The following is a 16,285-nucleotide window of genomic DNA, read 5'->3' as shown; positions in this document are numbered from 1 at the left end:
TGGCTCTCCTCCCTATATCTGATATATTTGTTAGGAGGCATCCTATAGCCGGCGCCGCACCACCAGCAAGCGAGGAAGCGGCACACCAGACCTTCGCCGCATGCCGGCCAGGTTTACCTGCAGCGTGAAAATTGCAGCGCGATCAGGCTTTTTGTCCGCGTCGCTGCACCGCGATGGTGGACCAAACCTGCCGCAGGCGCGAACGGCGCCGTGCGGCGCTCCGTTTAGTAAAACGGGTCAGCGCGTCTGGAGGTTTAGTAAACTGCTTGCGCGGCATGCTGCATTGCAATTGCGCGTATCATCCCGGTGCGTATTGTTCGCGCACGCACACGGACGCGCCTGCAGCAGCCAGTCTGTTCGTTCCCGGTGTCAGATCTCAGGTTAATTGAGAACAAAGCGGCTGATTCCCACGAGCCACACCGGGAATATTGATAAGGCATACCTCTATTGTCTGAGTAGATATCGCTAAATAACTAGAGATATTGAGGATTCCCGCCGCCCTCTGGGATTACGGTCTGAACTGTGAGACGGCACCCAGCCCGCCTGGTGGCCATGCCTGTGGTCACTCACCCAAGGCCTGTATGAGGGCGGCTTCAACACTGCCTATGACAGAGACGCCGGCTGCCACATCCAAGCTGGCCGTCAGGCCGCCAAGCCCTGCCCCACCAATGACGATAACGTCGGCATCATCATGGTGCCGGCAATCCGCAACAGCCTGATTCAGCGCCCCGATGGCAAGATTCGGCTGCTCGGCGATGATAGTGCCAGTGGTATCGATGGTGCGAATGCCGGCCAGGACCATGTCACCCTGCCGCAAGAGCGGCGCCACCATCGGCGGCAGCAGATCACGCCATTGCGCACCGGCGGTCACGATCCCCAGCCGCCGACCGTGGCGGCCTGCCGCCAGCAACGAGGCTCCGAGCAGGCTGCAGACCGGAACATCCATCATCTGCCGTACCGCCGCGACCCCAAGCTCGGCAAAACAGCCCATGACGATGGCATCAAACGTTTTACCTTGGTCGATGCACAGGTTACGCACCATCGCGATTGCGGCTGCCTCCCCGGCCCGCATGATCTGCGGGTCACCCAGATATGCCGGTCCGCCAATGGCAGTCTCGACATGAACGGTCGCTCGACCGGCAAGGATCGCATCGGCGACCTCGCGCAGCCGCTGGCTGACTGCGGCAGAGCTGTTCGGATTGACGATCAGAAGACGCTTAGCGCGGGACATGACCCAGCATGCGGCGGTCCAGCACCAGGATGACCACCAGGGTGATGGCGACGATAATGCCCGAGACCGAGGCCACGCGCACATCCAGGTTGGAGTCGAGCAGAATCCACAGGTTAACCGGCAGGGTCTCGACCCGCGGATCCGACAGCATCAGCGAAACCGGCACATGGTCGATGGAACTCAGGAAGGCGATCACCGCGCCACCCAGCAGACCAGGCCGGATCAGCGGCAGCGTGACATTGAAGAAGGTGAATATCCGGCTCGCTCCCAGGCTGGCCGAACAGTCGAGCAGGACCGGATTCAGCTGCTGCACCGCGGCCGAGACCATGCGGATGACAAAGGGTGTAACGATCACCGTATGGCCGATAGCCAGACTCCACAACGCGGGCCGCAGGCCCAGCAGTGAGAGCAGCAGCAGCAGCGCCAGGCCGAGCGACATGGCCGGGAAGACCATTGGCGACATGAACAGCGAATCGAGCGCCACCGCCCAGGCCGATTTGCGCCCCGCGATGGCAAGCGCGGCCAGGGTGCCGAGCGTGGTGGAGGCCAGCGTGGAGATCAGCGCCACCTGCAGGCTGATCCAGGCCGAAGTGGCGATCTGCGGTGAATTCTCGAACAGCTCGATATACCAGCGCACCGACCAGGAGCGCGGCGGGAACCGCAACAGGAAATCGCCCGTAAACGACATGACCAGAATCACCAGCGTAGGCGCGACCAGCAGGATCACCGACGCCGCGGCCAAAAGGCCGACCACGGTTTCATAGCTCAGGTTCCGCAGTTTAAGCATCCATGCCCCGCAGGTATTTGCGCGAGTATCGGTTCATCGCGAATACGATGGCCAGGATGGCGATAGCAAAGACGATGGAGAGCGCCGCCGCGGCATTCCATTTCTGCACGCCGATCGCCTGCTGGTAGATCAGCAGCGGCATGAAGATCTGGCGGCCGCCGCCGACCAGGGTCTGGCTGACAAAGGCGGTGGACGATCCGGCAAAGGTGAGCAGAAAGCCGGCGATGGCGCCGGGCAGCGACAGCGGCAGGATCACGGTGCGGAAAATGTAGAACCGGCTGGCACCCAGCCCTTCGGCCGCCTTCACCAGGTTGTCGTTGATGCGCGCCAGAGAGGCGTTGATCGGCAGCGCCATCAGCGGCAGGAAAATCTGCACCAGCGCCACGATCAGGCCGGTGCGGGTGTAGAGCATGCGCAGCGGCTCCTCGATCCAGCCAATGCTCATCAGCGAAATGTTGATGACGCCTTCGCGGCCCAGGATGATCATCCAGGCAAAGGTGCGCACCACCGTGTTGGTCAGCATCGGCAGCAGGATCAGGAACACGATGATGGCCCGGCCGCGCGGACCACAGCGCATGAACAGCAGGCCGATCGGATAGGCCGCCAGCATGGTGGCAAAGGACACCTGCAGGCCCAGCACCAGAGTGTCGGACAGGATCCCCAGATTGAAGCCATTGGTCAGCGCCGCAACGTAATGCGCCAGGGTGAAATCGAAACCTCTGGTCGATGCCGACAGGCTGATGATGACCAGGATACCCACCGGTACCAGATAGGCGACAGTGAAAAGCAGCGCGAGCGGCGCAGCCGAGAGATATCCCGATGCCGTGCCGCTCGCGCGCATGATCAGACCCGGATTTCCTGGTTGAACCGTTCGACCCAGGCCGGGCGGCTGGCGATGAACTTGGTCCAGTCGAGGAAGATGCCGCGCTTCAGCACATCACCGACGGTGGCACCGACATCGCGGTTGAAGCCGGTGAGCGCAACTTTCGGGTTGGCCGGCATCATGATCCAGGGCGCCGCTTCCAGCTGGGCCTGCACGACGGGATCGATCAGCAGGTCGATCACCTTCTGCGCCAGCTCGGGGTTGCGGGAATTCTTGATCACCGAAGCCGTCACCGTCTGCAGCGGCAGGCCGCTGGACGGCACGGCAAAGGCGATATCGGCACCACGCGCCTTCAGGGCGGCGACATTGTTGAAGAAGTTCGGCGCGATATCGACCTGACCCTGGCTGAGCGCCGTGGTGAGGGCGCCCGGGTTGGGCGGAATGGCGCCGACATTGGCCACCAGTTCCTTCAGCGCGGCGAAACCCGGCTCGACATTGGTCTCCGAGCCGCCGCGCAGCTTGGCCACCTCGATCAGGAAGGTGGTGCCCAGCGTGGAGGCCGGACCGACGATGCCGACGCGGCCTTTGTATTCGGGGTTCCACAGGTCGTTCCACGAGGTCGGCGGGGTTTTGATCTTCTTCGGGTTATAGGCAATGCCGATGGAGGTCAGCGCCATCGCCGGGCCGAAGCCGTCCGGGTCGCGAAGATTGGCCGGCATGTCGGCATAGTTGGGACTGTCCTTCTCGAGGAATTTCTCGAGCAGTCCGTCCTGCTTGGCCGTGATGATCGGTCCGTTGTCCCAGATCGCGACGTCGAAGGGCGGGTTGCTGCGCGAGGCCTGGATGCGACCGATCAGGTCGGTATTCAGCATCGGCGAGAAGGCCGAGGTGGCGCCGAACTTCTGCCGGATCTGCGGCCCGACAACGGCCTTGAAGCCCTCGTCGACACTGCCCGGGTAAGTGGCGATGAAGACCTCTTTCGACTGCGCCATGGCGGGAAATGCCCCGGCCATGGCACTGCCGGCGAGTATGCCAAGCATGGTACGGCGATCGATCTGCATGTGGTGTCCCCTTCTTGCCTGTCTGGTTAGTGGTCTGCGGAGGTGGATCGGGTGCCGGCGGAGTAGATCGTGCAGGCGGCCGGATCGCGGATCGCCATATGGACCAGCTCGCCCGCCGTGTTGCGGATGCCGCCGCGCTGATGCGGCTGGGTGAACTTGAGCACGGTGCCGGTTGCAGTCTCGGCTTCGATCACATCCATGGAGCCGAGCGGCAGCACCTGACGCACGGTGGCGGTGAACAGGCCGCCGGCGGCGTCGGTCAGGCGCAGGTTTTCCGGCCGCACCGACAGGTAGACGGCGCTGCCCGGCGCCAACTCCTTGTCGCTGGGAACCGTGCAGGCGGCGCCGGTATCGAGTGTGAGGCCGATGCTGTCGCCGTCGCGGCTGCGCAGGGTGGCACGCAGCAGGTTGGCATGGCCGAGGAACTGGTTGACGAACAGCGTGCGTGGCCGGTCATAGAGATCGGCCGGACTGCCGAGCTGCTCGATGCGGCCCTGGTTCAGCACAACGACCTGGTCTGCCATCGACAGCGCCTCTTCCTGGTCGTGGGTCACCAGGATGGACGTCACGCCGGTTCGCTGCAGCAGTGCCTTCACCTCGATCTGCATGTCGAGCCGCAGGCTCTTGTCCAGCGCCGAGAAAGGTTCATCCAGCAGCACGATCTTGGGTTCGACCGCAAGCGCGCGCGCCAGTGCGATGCGCTGCTGCTGGCCGCCCGACAGCTCGCCGGGCAGGCGATTGCCGAATTTCTCCATCTGCACCAGCCGCAGCATCTCGGCGGTGCGCTCGGCCACGACAGCCGCGGGCTGGCCACGGGCGCGCAGGCCATAGCCGACATTCCGGGTGACGCTCATATGCGGAAACAGCGCATAATTCTGGAACACGATACCGATGCTGCGTTCCGCCGCGGCCATATCGTCGATGGGCGCGCCGTCCACCAGGATCGATCCGGCCGTCTGGCGGATGAAGCCGGCGATCACCCGCAACAGCGTGGTCTTGCCGCAGCCCGATGGACCCAGCAATGCCGTGAGACTACCTGGCGGAATGTCGAGCGAAATCTCGGTCAGCGCCGGCACGCCCGCATAGGCATGCGAGACGCGCGACACGGTGAGCTGGTGACCGCGTGTCGCCGTCATGGCACGCCTCCGGTGGCGGCGATGTTGTTGCCGGTCACCATGGCCGCGTAATAGTCATGGGCGATCGGACAGCTCAGGGATTTGAGGTACACCGCCTCGATGGCATTCTTGAACGGCGCGGTGTCGACCTGCGACGAAGTCAGCTGATCGATCAGTTCCGCATGGGCGGCCTGCGCTTCCCGCAGGATCGCTGTCTCGTCGATAGTGGTCAGCCGACCGTCGCGCATCACGATCTGGCCATCCACCATGGACAGGGCAAGATTGCTGCCGCGCTCGGCATAGACGATCTGGCGCACCGGGTCGTTCAGCGGCGTGAAGGTTGTGGAATCCAGGCGGTAGCCGACGAGATCGGCCTTCATGCCGACGGCAATGCGCCCGATCTCCTTGCCCATGCCGAGCGCCGCCGCGCCGCCTTCGGTGGAGGCGCGCAGGATTTCCGCCGCGGTCAGCCACTGCTTCATGTCCGGACTGGCCAGGTTGGGCAGCACGGCACCTATGCCCATGGCGTTCAGCATGTTGACGCCGAATGGCAGGCCGACGCCGTCGGTGCCCATGCTGACATTGATCCCGGCATCCAGGCAGGCGCGCACCGGCGCGATGCCAGCGCCGATGATGGCGTTGCTCCAGGGATTATACTGCACGGTGGCGTCAAGATCGGCGATCAGGGCGATGTCGCGTTTCGACAGCCAGACGCCATGGATCAGCGTGGTATCCGGCTTGATGAAACCGATCTCCGCCATATGGGCGACCATCGACTTGCCGTAGAATTCATGGCCCGTCACGATCTGCATGCGGGTTTCCTGGCAATGCGTCATCACCGGCAGGGCCAGATCGTCGGCCAGCCGGCGGCAGCGCCGCAGGAAATCATCGGTGCAGCGATGCGGCGCCGATGGCGCCACCAGCACGCCGACGCGCGACGAGGCCGGATGGTGGCTGCCGGCCAGATCAGTCACCAGATCCAGCAGGGTTTGGGCCTGCGGCCGCGGCAGGGCCCGCAGTTCGGCCAGCAGCTCCGCCGGGAAGCACTCGTCGAGATAGGGATAGCTGTCGACCACGGCGCGGTCGATCATGCTGAAACCGACCAGCGCCCGCACGCCGGTATCCGCATAGGCCTGCAGCGCCGCGTCCACATGCTCGCGCGAGAAGGTCTGGCCCAGCGACAGGTCGTCCACCAAGGTGGTGACGCCGGTGCGCAATGACTCGATGGCGCCGATCATGGTGCGCAGATACATCTGCCGCGGCGTGATCTGCACCGGGCGCCGCGGCCGGATCAGCGCCATGGCCACTTCCATGGTCAGGTTTTCCAGGCAGCCCTTCAGGTAATGATCCCAGGAATGCAGGTGACCGTTGACCAGGCCGGGGGCCAGCAGCAGGCGAGTTGCATCGACCACCGTGTCGGCGGCCGTGGCCGGCACCGTGCCGGCCGGCTCGATGGCGGCAATGCGGCCATCCCTGATCACCAGGTCGGCGTGCCGTGCCGCACTGCGGCTGTCCGGCAATACCTGCGCTCCTGAAAGTACCGTCACTGTCACTGCGTCAGCCCTCCGGGCATGGCATATCCCATCACGAGGCGATGGCTTCGATCTTCACGTTATTGGCCTTGGCGAATTTCAAGCGCTTGTGCTCACCCGAGGTGATCGGCGCATGGCGCGCCTTGCCACCCTCAGGCTGGCAGCTTGGGATGCATTCGATCACCGCGTCGTAATTGGGCTGATGGAAGAAGGCGATCGACAGGCGGCGCGAGCCCGAGCGGCGGTCGACCGGCGGATTGACCACGCGATGCAGGGTGGAGACCCAGCGGTCGTTGGTCCATTGCGCCATCAGGTCGCCGATGTTGATCATGAAGCCGCCGGGCGGAATCGCCGCATCGATCCAGTCGCCGTCGCGGGTGCGCACCTGCAGACCGCCCGGAGAATCATCGCCGCGCAGGATGGTCAGCGCGCCATAGTCGGAATGCGCGCCGGCCCGCAGTTGCCCCGGCTGCGGCGGGGTCGGCTGATCGGGATAATTCTGCGCCCGCAACAGGCTGATGCATTTGTCGGTCTTGTCGGCGAACCAGGATTCCGGCAGATCCAGCGCCACGGCGAAGATACGCATGATGTCATCGGCCAGCCGGTGCATCGTGCGGAAATACGATATCCAGGCGGTGCGCAATTCCTCGGGCCGGTCGGGCCAGATATTGGGCAGGAAATGCGGATAGGATTTCGGCCCGACGTAATCCGGATCGGCCGGCAGGTCGACCGGTCCGATGGCAAAGGTCTCCTTCAGGTCGAAGGGCGCCGATACATCGAGGCTGTAGGCCAGCGATTCGCGGCCGACGGCGTTGTAGCCGCGGCTGGCCTCCGGCGACGGGCGCTTGACCAGATCCTTTTCATCGAAGGACAGATCGAAGAAACGATAGGCTGCGTCATAGGCAGACTTGTAGGCGCTGTCCGGAACACCGTGACCGGTGATGGCGAAAAAGCCGATGCTCTCGTTGGCAGAAGCAATGGCGGCGGCGACCCGCGCCTTGTCTGCGGCCGATCCGTTCAGGAAGCCCGAGATATCCACCGTGGGAATGCTCTGCCTGTTCATGCGGATTCCTCCATGACGGGGTGCGCCTGCGCCGGGAACTGTTCGGCCCAGAGCGTCGCCAGATCGATGCGGCGCGGCACCCAGACCTGGTCGCCGTAGCTGTCGAGCAACTGCAGGATTCGGCGAAAAGCAGCAAACCGCGCCGGCCGGCCGATGATGCGCAGGTGGAAGCCGATATTGAGCAGCTTCGGACGCCCGGCCACGCCTTCGGCCAGCAGGACTTCGATGGCGTCCTTCACATAGGCCACCATCTCATCGGCAAGCACGAAGCCGTTCGGATGGAAGAATTTCATGTCATTGGTGTCGAAGGCGTAGGGCACCACCAGCAGCGGTCGCGCCGGATTGGCGGCGTCCCAGTAAGGCAGGTCGTCATCCAGTCCGTTGCTGGTATAGGTGAAGCCCAGCTCGCGCAGGATGTCGCGCGTCCAGCGGCTTTCGCTGCCGCGGCAGAAGAACCCGGCCGGCCGTTCGCCGGTGGCCAGCCGGATCACCTCGACGCAGCGCCTGAGGTCGGCGCGCTCGGCCTCCGGGCTGTCATAATGGGCATGCGGCAGCCAGCGCCAGCCATGGCAGGCGGTCTCATGCCCGGCGGCCACGATGCGGCGCGCGATGTCGGGCGAGCGCTCGACGGCACGGCCGCACATGTAAAACGTGGCGGGCCGGCCATGGGCTTTCAGCGCCTCCAGCACCCGCCAGATGCCTGCGCGCATGCCATAGGCGAAAATCTGCTCGGTGCCCTGGTCCCAGCGACCCTCCGGCACCACGCTGGCCACTTCGGAGATGCGCTCGCTGCTGGCATCGCCATCGCCGGCTGCCAGTTCGGCGCCTTCTTCGAAATTTACCACCAGCGACACCGCCAGGCGGGCGCCATTCGGCAACTGCACCGCAGGCGGTTCGGAGCCGTAACCGTGAAGGTCGCGTGCGGTCACCGGTTCATCCATTCTTTGCATTGTCGGCGCGGAAGAAGCGCTTGCTGAACTGCTGCTGCAGGTCATAGATCATGCCCTTGGTCTGGCGCGGATAGGGCATGCGGATCGGCGTATCCGACAGGCGCGGCCACTGGCTGGACCGGCCACGCACCATGCGGCTTTCATACTCGTCCCAGTCCACGCCGTAGAACAGCGGCCAGGCGTCGGCGGCGGCATATTCGAAGAACAGGATGCGGCGCGATCCCGTGCTGGTGTTGTGGCCGGAGCCGTGGATGATCAGCGGGTGGTGGATCGACATTGCACCGGGCGGGCCGATCAGGGTTTCCGCCGCCGTCGTGTCGATCCTCTCCGCGTCCGTATCGATAGCGCCGAAGAAATAACCGCCGTGATGATGGTCGCGCAGTCCGGTCCGGTGCGTGCCGGTCAGCAGATGCAGCGGGCCATTCTCTGTGGTGCAGGCGTCGATGGCGATGGAGACGAAGGCCATCGACGGATTGGTGTGGGGCACGAAAGCCCAGTCCTGGTGCCATTCCAGCGGCGATCCGACGGACGGCATCTTCACGTTGATCTTGGAATGATGCAGCCGGATATCGGGACCGATCAGGTCTTCAACGATATCGAGGATTTCCGGCGCCCGCGCCAGTTCGGCAAAGAAGGGGCTGATCTCGTGCGGACGCTTGATGCGCTGGATCACGGCCTGGCCGTTCAGCTTCTCCGGCTCGAAATCGTAATGGGCGTCGCCCGGCCCGCGCCCCTCGCCGCCAGCCATCAGCGCGTCGGCCGCCTCGCGCATGCGCGCAACCGTTGCGGCCGAGAGCTGATCCTGCAGGATCAGGCAGCCATTGGTTTCGAATGTCTGGCGATAGCCGGTGGCGTTTTTGACAGCAGCAGCCTCAGGCATTGCTTGCCTCCCTTGAGAAAACCGCCAGCACCCCTCCCCCTTCGGGACCCTGGTGCTCGGCCCCGCCAGCGCAGAAGACGCGCGTGTTGCCGAGCAGGCTGGACAACATGCCGCCGACGGCGGCGCGCACATGGCGTGGCGGCTGGATATCGCTGTCGCGCCAGATTACGTGGCGACGGCCGCGGATGACCTCGGCGGCCGGCGGATCACCCTTGAACAGCACGCCATCGATGCGCGCGCTTTCCGCGGCCAGCAGTTGCGGGTCCGGTGCAAAGCCCAGCCGGCGCAACAGACCGGTCGCCGATTTCAGGTCGATCAGGTCGTGCAGCGCGGTGGCGCCGACGCGATGCGGGCCGACCCAGCCCGTTGCATGGCCGAACACGATGATATCGCAGCGCATGTCGGTATTGCCCGGCGTCACGATGGCGCGGCTGGTCTGCAGGCTGCCGTCATCCAGCGCAGCATCGGTCAGACCCGCCATATCGACCTCGCCAAGGGCAGCGGCCACGCCGATGGCGCAGGCTGCCCGGGTCAGCGGCTTGGAGGCATGCGGCCGCACGGCCCGCACCGCGACCTTGCGGCCTGCGGCATCGGCAATAGCGGCATCGGTGAGCAGGGCGGCCTTGATCTGCACAAAGGCCACGTCGGCCGCCGTCATGCCGGCATCCTGCATGGCCGTCTCAATTGCCTCAGCCGTTGCCCGCACCTGGGCCAGCGTGCCGATCTCTTCCGGCGCCAGCAGACGGGTGCGCGCATGGCCGACAGCCAGCGCACGCGTATCGCCCGCCGACGCATTCTGCACGCTGCGTCGCTGCACGACGATGTAATGCGGCGACAGCACACCCTCGCAGCCGCCCGAGGCGATCAGCACCGGCGCCACGCCGTAACGCGAGAAAATACCCTGCAACGTCATCGCCGCCACATCGCGGCTGAAGTCATTGTCCTGGCCGTTGCCTTCAGTCTTCACGTAGACGCAGACCACCGCAGCCGGATCGATCCGGCCCTCGGCAATGGCTACGGTGAGCGCCGACATATCCGCCGGCGCGGTCATCCCGAAACTGAACACTTCCCCCAGACGCGACATCGCGGCCCTCCGGAGGGACCGCCCTCCGCAGGGTCAAATTGCAACCGCCGTGCCAGATCCGGGGCGATGGCGGGAAATGTCGGGAAGTCCCTGATTTACGGGAGTATTCGGACGATCCGGCCGACAGCGCTCAACGGGCGGCCCAGACCCGTCCAGCCCAATATGTGCACATTCGTCATTCAGATGTGCACATATTTGCGACACGGATTGTGCCGCCGAATGCGCCAGCCTTGCCAAATCATGGAGAAATCCGCGTGCCTTCGGCGGCATGGAGATTGCAACGCCCGGTATATGGAAATGATGCAGCAGGACGCGACGGACGCGACATGAGCACCAGCGGATTGGACGCAGACCTTGCGACGGAGACCGCGCTTGCGGCGACGCTGTTTGACGAGCTCCGCGCCGGATCGCGCAGCCGGCTGGGTGTCACCCGCGCCTCCTATGGCGAGGGCGAGCAGATGGCTCATGATCTGATGAGCCGGCTGGGAGAGACCCTGCATCTGGAGCAGCGCATTGATGCGGCCGGCAATCTGTACCTGACGCTGCCCGGTCGCGACCGCAGCCTGCCGGCCATCATGACCGGTTCGCATCTTGATTCCGTGCCCGAAGGCGGCAATTACGACGGCGCCGCCGGCGTGGTCGCCGGCATGGCGATGCTGGCGCGCTGGCGCCGCGCCGGCCGGCAGCCACGGCGCGACATCACCGTGATGGGGGTACGCGCCGAAGAGCTGTCGTGGTTCCCCGCGCCTTATATCGGCAGCCGTGCCGCATTCGGCCTGCTGGAGCCCGCAGCCCTCGATGCCTGCCGCCGGCCGGATACCGGAAAGACCTTGGCCGAGCATATGGCGCTGGCCGGTTTCGCGCCCGACCGCATCCGGGCCGGCGAACCGCAGATCGACCCCGATCGCGTGCACTGCTTTCTCGAACTGCATATCGAACAGGGTCCCGTGCTGGTCCAGCGCGCGCTGCCCGTCGGCATCGTCACCGGCATCCGCGGCAACCTGCGCTATCGCCATTGCCGCATCACCGGGCGTTACGGCCATGCCGGGGCGGAGCCGCGCGAGAGCCGCCAGGATGCCCTGCTGGCCGGCGTGGACTTCATCCACCGCCTGGAGGCGCTGTGGCTTGAACATGAACAGGATGGCAGGGACCTGGTCTGCACGGTCGGCCAGTTCCACACCGATACGGCCGTGCATACCATGACCAAGATTCCCGGCGAGCTGTGGTTCACCATGGACATCCGCAGCGAAGACAATGACGTGCTGCTCGCCATCGACCGGCGCCTGCGCGCCCATGCCGACGAGATCGGCCGGCAGCGGCGCGTGCAGATCGAGCTTGGCGCCTATACCAATGCACTGCCCGGACCGATTGACCCGACGCACTTGCACAGACTGACCGGTCTGGCTAAGACCTTGTCAATTCCCGCCATGACCATGGCCAGCGGCGCCGGCCACGATGCGGCGGTTTTCGGCAACAAGGGCATTCCGACAGCCATGATCTTCATCCGCAACGCGCATGGCAGCCACAATCCGGACGAAGCCATGGAGATGGCGGATTTCGCCCAGGGCCTGAAGCTTCTGGTGGCCGCCGTGGAGGATATCGATGCCGCCGTCTAAGACCAAGCGTACTGCGGCCGAACCGAAGAAAAAGGGCGACGTCGATACCGACGAGGCGATCTACAACGCCATCCGCCAGGCCATGCTGATGGGCAAGCTGCCGGCCGGACTAAATCTTCAGGAGCCAACGCTGGCGCGGGCGCTGGGAGTCAGCCGCGAACGCGTGCGCAAGGCGTTGCATCGCCTGGCGCATGAGCGCTGGCTCGACATGATTCCCAATCGCGGCACCTTCGTGCCGACGCCGACGATCGAGGAACTGCACAACATCTACGAGGCCCGCAAGATCCTGGAGGTCGGCATCGCCAACAAACTGGCGGCGCGGCGCGCCTTCATCGATACCGAGCGCCTGACCCAGCATGTGGCGGCCGAGAAAAAGGCGATCAAGACCGACGACCGCGGCCGGTTGTTCAAGCTGTCGGCCGAATTCCACTTCCTGCTGGCGGAGCTGAGCGGCAACGACCAGCTCGTCGACATGCTGCGCGGCCTGTTGACCCGCTCCTCGCTACACTTCTCGCTGTTCGCGCCCAAACGCCTGCATAACTGCGCCGGTCCTCACGAACATGAGAATATCGCGGACGCCGTGCTCAAAGGCGATGCCGCCCGTGCCGCGAAGCTGATGCTGGATCATCTGGTCGGGCTGGAGACGATGCTGTCGGTGCGCGACCGGGTCGACAACTTCACCAGCCTGGAAGATGTGTTCCGCTGCACGCCGGTGGCCAAATCACCGCTCGCCGGGAAAAAGCCGACCCGGGAGCGGGCCTGAGAAAGTGCGCGTTGTTCCGCAGGCCCTAGCGCGAAGCGCGGCAGCAAGACTCACCCATGGCCAGAATGCATGGTCGGAATTGCCAGCTAATATGGGAAATTGCCAACTAACGTGGTAGCCGACAGAAGAGGCGGCCCTGCGGCGGGGCGGCCAGGTGGCGGAGAGAGTGGGATTCGAACCCACGATACCCTTTTGAGGTATACACACTTTCCAGGCGTGCGCCTTCGACCGCTCGGCCATCTCTCCAGCGGCCGGCACTATACCCGCCGCGAGCGAATTTGCAATCGGCCCGGCCTTGGGCTTAACATGCTGTCACGACAGGCGGATTCAGGGGGAAATGGCCGTGCTGCTGGGACGCATTCTGGGCTGGTTGCTGCTGGCGCTGGCGCTGCTGGCGCTGGGCGGCGACGGCCTGCGCTGGCTGGAAACCGGCCGCTTCGGCTTTATCGCCATCGGCGACTTCTGGCGCCGCCTGGATGCCGGCAGCCTGGAGGTTCTGCAAAGCTGGACGCCGCCGGCGGTCTGGGACCCGGCGGTGGTCACCCTGCTGGGCTGGCCCGCCGCCGTGGTGTTCGGCGCGCTGGGCCTGCTGCTGCTGATCGTGTTCCAGAGCCGCACGCCGAAACGCCGGCAGCGCTTCGGGGCCCTGGCTTAAAGTATCAGTCCGAAATCTTGAGCGCGGCCCCTTCGGACGTCAGTCCGAAATCTTGAGCGCGGCAATGAAGGCTTCCTGCGGGATTTCCACATTGCCGACATTGCGCATGCGCTTCTTGCCCTCTTTCTGCTTCTCCAGCAGCTTGCGCTTGCGGCTGATGTCGCCGCCGTAGCACTTGGCCAGCACGTCCTTGCGCAGCGCCGAGATATCCTCGCGCGCCACGATACGCCCGCCGATGGCGGCCTGGATGGCGATCTTGAACATCTGGCGCGGGATCAACTCTTTCAGCCGCTCGCAGAGCTGGCGGCCGCGGGTCTCGGCGCGGCCCGCATAGACGATGCTGGCCAGCGCGTCGACATTCTCGGCATTCACCAGGATGGTCATCTTCACCAGGTTGCCGGCCTCGTAGCCGTCCATCTGGTAATCGAAGCTGGCATAGCCGCGGCTGATCGATTTGAGGCGGTCGTAGAAATCGAACACCACTTCGTTCAGCGGCAGGCGATAGACCACCATGGCGCGGTTGCCGGCATAGGTGAGTTCGACCTGGCGGCCGCGCTTCTCTTCGCAGAGCTTCAGGATGGCGCCGAGATATTCGTCGGGCACCATCACGGTGGCCTTGATCCACGGCTCGTCGATATGGTCGATCAGCATCGGATCGGGCATGTCGGCGGGGTTATGCACCTCTTCCATCGAGCCGTCGGTCTTGTAGACGTGATAGATCACGCTGGGCGCCGTGGTGATGAGATCGAGGTTGAACTCGCGCTCCAGGCGCTCCTGGATGATTTCCAGATGCAGCAGCCCTAAGAAGCCGCAGCGGAAGCCGAAGCCTAATGCTGCCGAGCTTTCCATCTCGAAATGGAAGCTGGCGTCGTTGAGCCGCAGCTTGCCCAGGCTTTCGCGCAGTTCCGGGAAGGCGCCGGCATCGATCGGGTAAAGACCGCAGAACACCACCGGGATCGACGGCTTGAAGCCCGGCAGCGCCGTCTCGGCCTGGCGCCGGTCCTCGGTGATGGTGTCGCCGACCGAGGTATCGGCCACTTCCTTGATCGCGGCCGTGAAGAAGCCCATTTCGCCGGGGCCAAGCTCGTCGACCATGACCTTCTTCGGCGTGGTGACGCCGACGCGCTCGACCGGATGCACGGCGCCCGACGACATGAACTTGATTTTCATGCCCTTCTTGATGACGCCATCGATGACGCGGAACAGCACGACGACGCCGAGATAGGCATCGTACCAGCTGTCGACCAGCAGCGCTTTCAGCGGCGCTTCGCGGTCGCCCTTGGGCGCCGGCAGGCGGGTGACCAGCGCTTCCAGCACCAGGTCGATGCCGATGCCGGTCTTGGCCGAGATCGGCACGGCGTCGCTGGCATCGAGGCCGATCACATCTTCGATCTGCTGCTTGACGCGGTCGACATCGGCGGCCGGCAGATCGACCTTGTTGAGCACCGGCACGATCTCGTGCTTGGCATCGAGCGCCTGGTACACATTCGCCAAAGTCTGCGCTTCGACGCCCTGGGAGGCATCGACCACCAGCAGCGAGCCTTCGCAGGCGGCGAGCGAGCGGCTGACCTCGTAGGCGAAGTCGACATGGCCGGGCGTGTCCATCAGATTGAGGACGTAATCCTTGCCGTCTTTCGCATGATAGTTCAGGCGCACCGTCTGCGCCTTGATGGTGATGCCGCGTTCTTTCTCGATATCCATGCTGTCGAGAATCTGCTCGCTCATCTCGCGCTTCTCGAGACCGCCGCAGGCCTCGATCAGGCGGTCGGCCAGGGTCGACTTGCCGTGGTCGATATGGGCGATGATCGAGAAGTTTCGGATCAGGGAAAGATCAGTGGCCACGATGTCTATCTATGCTCAGCGGAACAGGCTCATGAGGTCGCTTTCGCGCGCCTCGCGGGCCGGAATCTTCATGATGCCGCTGGCGCGCAGGCAGGGCGCACCATCGGCGGTGATCAGCGTCTCGACGAAGCTGAGATTGCGGGTCTGGCGCAGCAGGCGGCCCTTGCCTTCGACCCAGGCGCCCAGCGGCGCCGGCCCGACATAGTCGCCCGCCAGGTTCACGGTGGGCAGGAATTTGCGGCCACCGGCAGAGGCCGAGGCGGCCAGGCCGAGCACCATATCGGCAAAGGTCATCAGCATGCCGCCATGGCAGATCTGCATCGGATTGCAGTGGCGCTGTTCTACGCGGAAACCCAGCACCGGCACGGCGGTGCCGTCGGTGTCTTCCAGCCGGCCCCAGAGCGGGCCGTTCACCGCCAGGAATCCCATGAAGTTGAGTTCCTTCATGCCGGGCGGAATGGCAGCAGCAGCGGGGGATTCGGGGGCGGCGCTCATGGGCCGGGGTTGTAGCATCCGGGGGCGGCAGCGGCAACGCGGGTCTGTTGCGCCGCAAAGCGCCGGCGGCCTTAGGATTCTCAGGCGGTTAGCACGGCTGAAACCCTGCAACCCTGACAACGCGCGCCTTCTTGAGCCAAAGTGGACCAAACTTTGCCAAACCTGGCCAGCGCGACGCCATTTCGGACCATCCTGAGCCATTTCGCGCCATCCTGAGCCCAGGGAGTATTCGGTAACCAGGGCATGTTCAGTAACCGGCTCTGCGGTCGCCATGAGACGATGCACGGGAAAACGGATTCACGATGGACAACAGCAGAGACCCGGCCGGAAAGACCGGTCGAGTCATAAGAACATTATAGGAACAAATGATCGAAATGTCAAACCGGCG

The 16,285-nt window shown here is 64.5% G+C and carries 15 protein-coding genes and 1 tRNA gene; 3 read left to right on the top strand and 13 right to left on the bottom strand.

The features are described from left to right. Positions 1 to 562 precede the first annotated feature (562 nt). From AC1ROB_RS05235 to AC1ROB_RS05190, 10 genes are all read right to left on the bottom strand, one after another. Positions 563 to 1,231, bottom strand: a complete 669-nt coding sequence (locus AC1ROB_RS05235; RefSeq protein WP_492973366.1) for an aspartate/glutamate racemase family protein — start codon at positions 1,229 to 1,231, stop codon at positions 563 to 565. Further along, positions 1,218 to 2,018, bottom strand: coding sequence for an ABC transporter permease (locus tag AC1ROB_RS05230; protein ID WP_492973367.1), 801 nt, complete (start codon positions 2,016 to 2,018; stop codon positions 1,218 to 1,220). Before AC1ROB_RS05230 ends, AC1ROB_RS05235 begins: the two co-directional genes overlap by 14 nt. Further along, on the bottom strand, positions 2,011 to 2,859 hold the full coding sequence (locus AC1ROB_RS05225; RefSeq protein ID WP_492973368.1) for an ABC transporter permease: 849 nt from the start codon (positions 2,857 to 2,859) through the stop codon (positions 2,011 to 2,013). The genes AC1ROB_RS05230 and AC1ROB_RS05225 overlap by 8 nt, the downstream gene beginning before the upstream one ends. Before the next feature lie 2 nt (positions 2,860 to 2,861). Next, positions 2,862 to 3,902: an extracellular solute-binding protein gene (locus AC1ROB_RS05220; RefSeq protein ID WP_492973369.1), complete on the bottom strand. Its 1,041-nt coding sequence runs from the start codon at positions 3,900 to 3,902 to the stop codon at positions 2,862 to 2,864. Between the two features lie 26 nt (positions 3,903 to 3,928). Further along, the gene (locus AC1ROB_RS05215; protein ID WP_492973370.1) at positions 3,929 to 5,038 is read right to left on the bottom strand and encodes an ABC transporter ATP-binding protein; all 1,110 of its coding nucleotides are present in this window, start codon (positions 5,036 to 5,038) and stop codon (positions 3,929 to 3,931) included. Further along, positions 5,035 to 6,537, bottom strand: a complete 1,503-nt coding sequence (locus AC1ROB_RS05210; protein WP_492973371.1) for an amidohydrolase family protein — start codon at positions 6,535 to 6,537, stop codon at positions 5,035 to 5,037. The genes AC1ROB_RS05215 and AC1ROB_RS05210 overlap by 4 nt, the downstream gene beginning before the upstream one ends. 64 nt (positions 6,538 to 6,601) lie before the next feature. Beyond that, positions 6,602 to 7,612 (bottom strand): isopenicillin N synthase family dioxygenase, encoded by a 1,011-nt coding sequence (locus AC1ROB_RS05205; protein ID WP_492973372.1) that lies wholly within the window; start codon positions 7,610 to 7,612, stop codon positions 6,602 to 6,604. Continuing rightward, complete coding sequence (locus tag AC1ROB_RS05200) at positions 7,609 to 8,541, bottom strand: polysaccharide deacetylase family protein (RefSeq protein WP_492973373.1); 933 nt, start codon at positions 8,539 to 8,541, stop codon at positions 7,609 to 7,611. Before AC1ROB_RS05200 ends, AC1ROB_RS05205 begins: the two co-directional genes overlap by 4 nt. A gap of 4 nt (positions 8,542 to 8,545) precedes the next feature. Continuing rightward, positions 8,546 to 9,442, bottom strand: coding sequence for a phytanoyl-CoA dioxygenase family protein (locus AC1ROB_RS05195; protein WP_492973374.1), 897 nt, complete (start codon positions 9,440 to 9,442; stop codon positions 8,546 to 8,548). After that, positions 9,435 to 10,526 carry a ring-opening amidohydrolase gene (locus tag AC1ROB_RS05190; protein WP_492973375.1) on the bottom strand — a complete coding sequence of 364 codons (1,092 nt, stop codon included), beginning with the start codon at positions 10,524 to 10,526 and terminating at the stop codon, positions 9,435 to 9,437. Before AC1ROB_RS05190 ends, AC1ROB_RS05195 begins: the two co-directional genes overlap by 8 nt. A 326-nt stretch (positions 10,527 to 10,852) precedes the next feature. Here AC1ROB_RS05190 and AC1ROB_RS05185 point away from each other — a divergent pair, with 326 nt between their 5' ends. Then, positions 10,853 to 12,142 (top strand): Zn-dependent hydrolase, encoded by a 1,290-nt coding sequence (locus tag AC1ROB_RS05185; protein ID WP_492973376.1) that lies wholly within the window; start codon positions 10,853 to 10,855, stop codon positions 12,140 to 12,142. Continuing rightward, a complete protein-coding gene (locus tag AC1ROB_RS05180; protein ID WP_492973377.1) occupies positions 12,129 to 12,905 on the top strand; it encodes a GntR family transcriptional regulator in 777 nt (258 codons plus the stop codon). The genes AC1ROB_RS05185 and AC1ROB_RS05180 overlap by 14 nt, the downstream gene beginning before the upstream one ends. A gap of 155 nt (positions 12,906 to 13,060) precedes the next feature. Here the strand turns inward: AC1ROB_RS05180 and AC1ROB_RS05175 are convergent. Beyond that, a tRNA-Ser gene (locus AC1ROB_RS05175) sits at positions 13,061 to 13,151 on the bottom strand. Between the two features lie 91 nt (positions 13,152 to 13,242). Here AC1ROB_RS05175 and AC1ROB_RS05170 point away from each other — a divergent pair. Continuing rightward, entirely contained in the window at positions 13,243 to 13,560 is a 318-nt protein-coding gene (locus tag AC1ROB_RS05170; RefSeq protein ID WP_492973378.1) for a hypothetical protein, read from the top strand. 39 nt (positions 13,561 to 13,599) lie between these two features. Here the strand turns inward: AC1ROB_RS05170 and lepA are convergent, their stop codons facing one another. Next, entirely contained in the window at positions 13,600 to 15,402 is a 1,803-nt protein-coding gene (lepA, locus tag AC1ROB_RS05165) for a translation elongation factor 4 (protein WP_492973379.1), read from the bottom strand. A 15-nt stretch (positions 15,403 to 15,417) separates the two neighbouring features. Continuing rightward, positions 15,418 to 15,897, bottom strand: coding sequence for a PaaI family thioesterase (locus tag AC1ROB_RS05160; RefSeq protein WP_492973380.1), 480 nt, complete (start codon positions 15,895 to 15,897; stop codon positions 15,418 to 15,420). Positions 15,898 to 16,285 lie beyond the last annotated feature (388 nt).

It is taken from the genome of Ferrovibrio sp. GW821-FHT12F09 (assembly GCF_058806775.1).
This window is presented reverse-complemented; position numbering and strand designations above follow the sequence as displayed.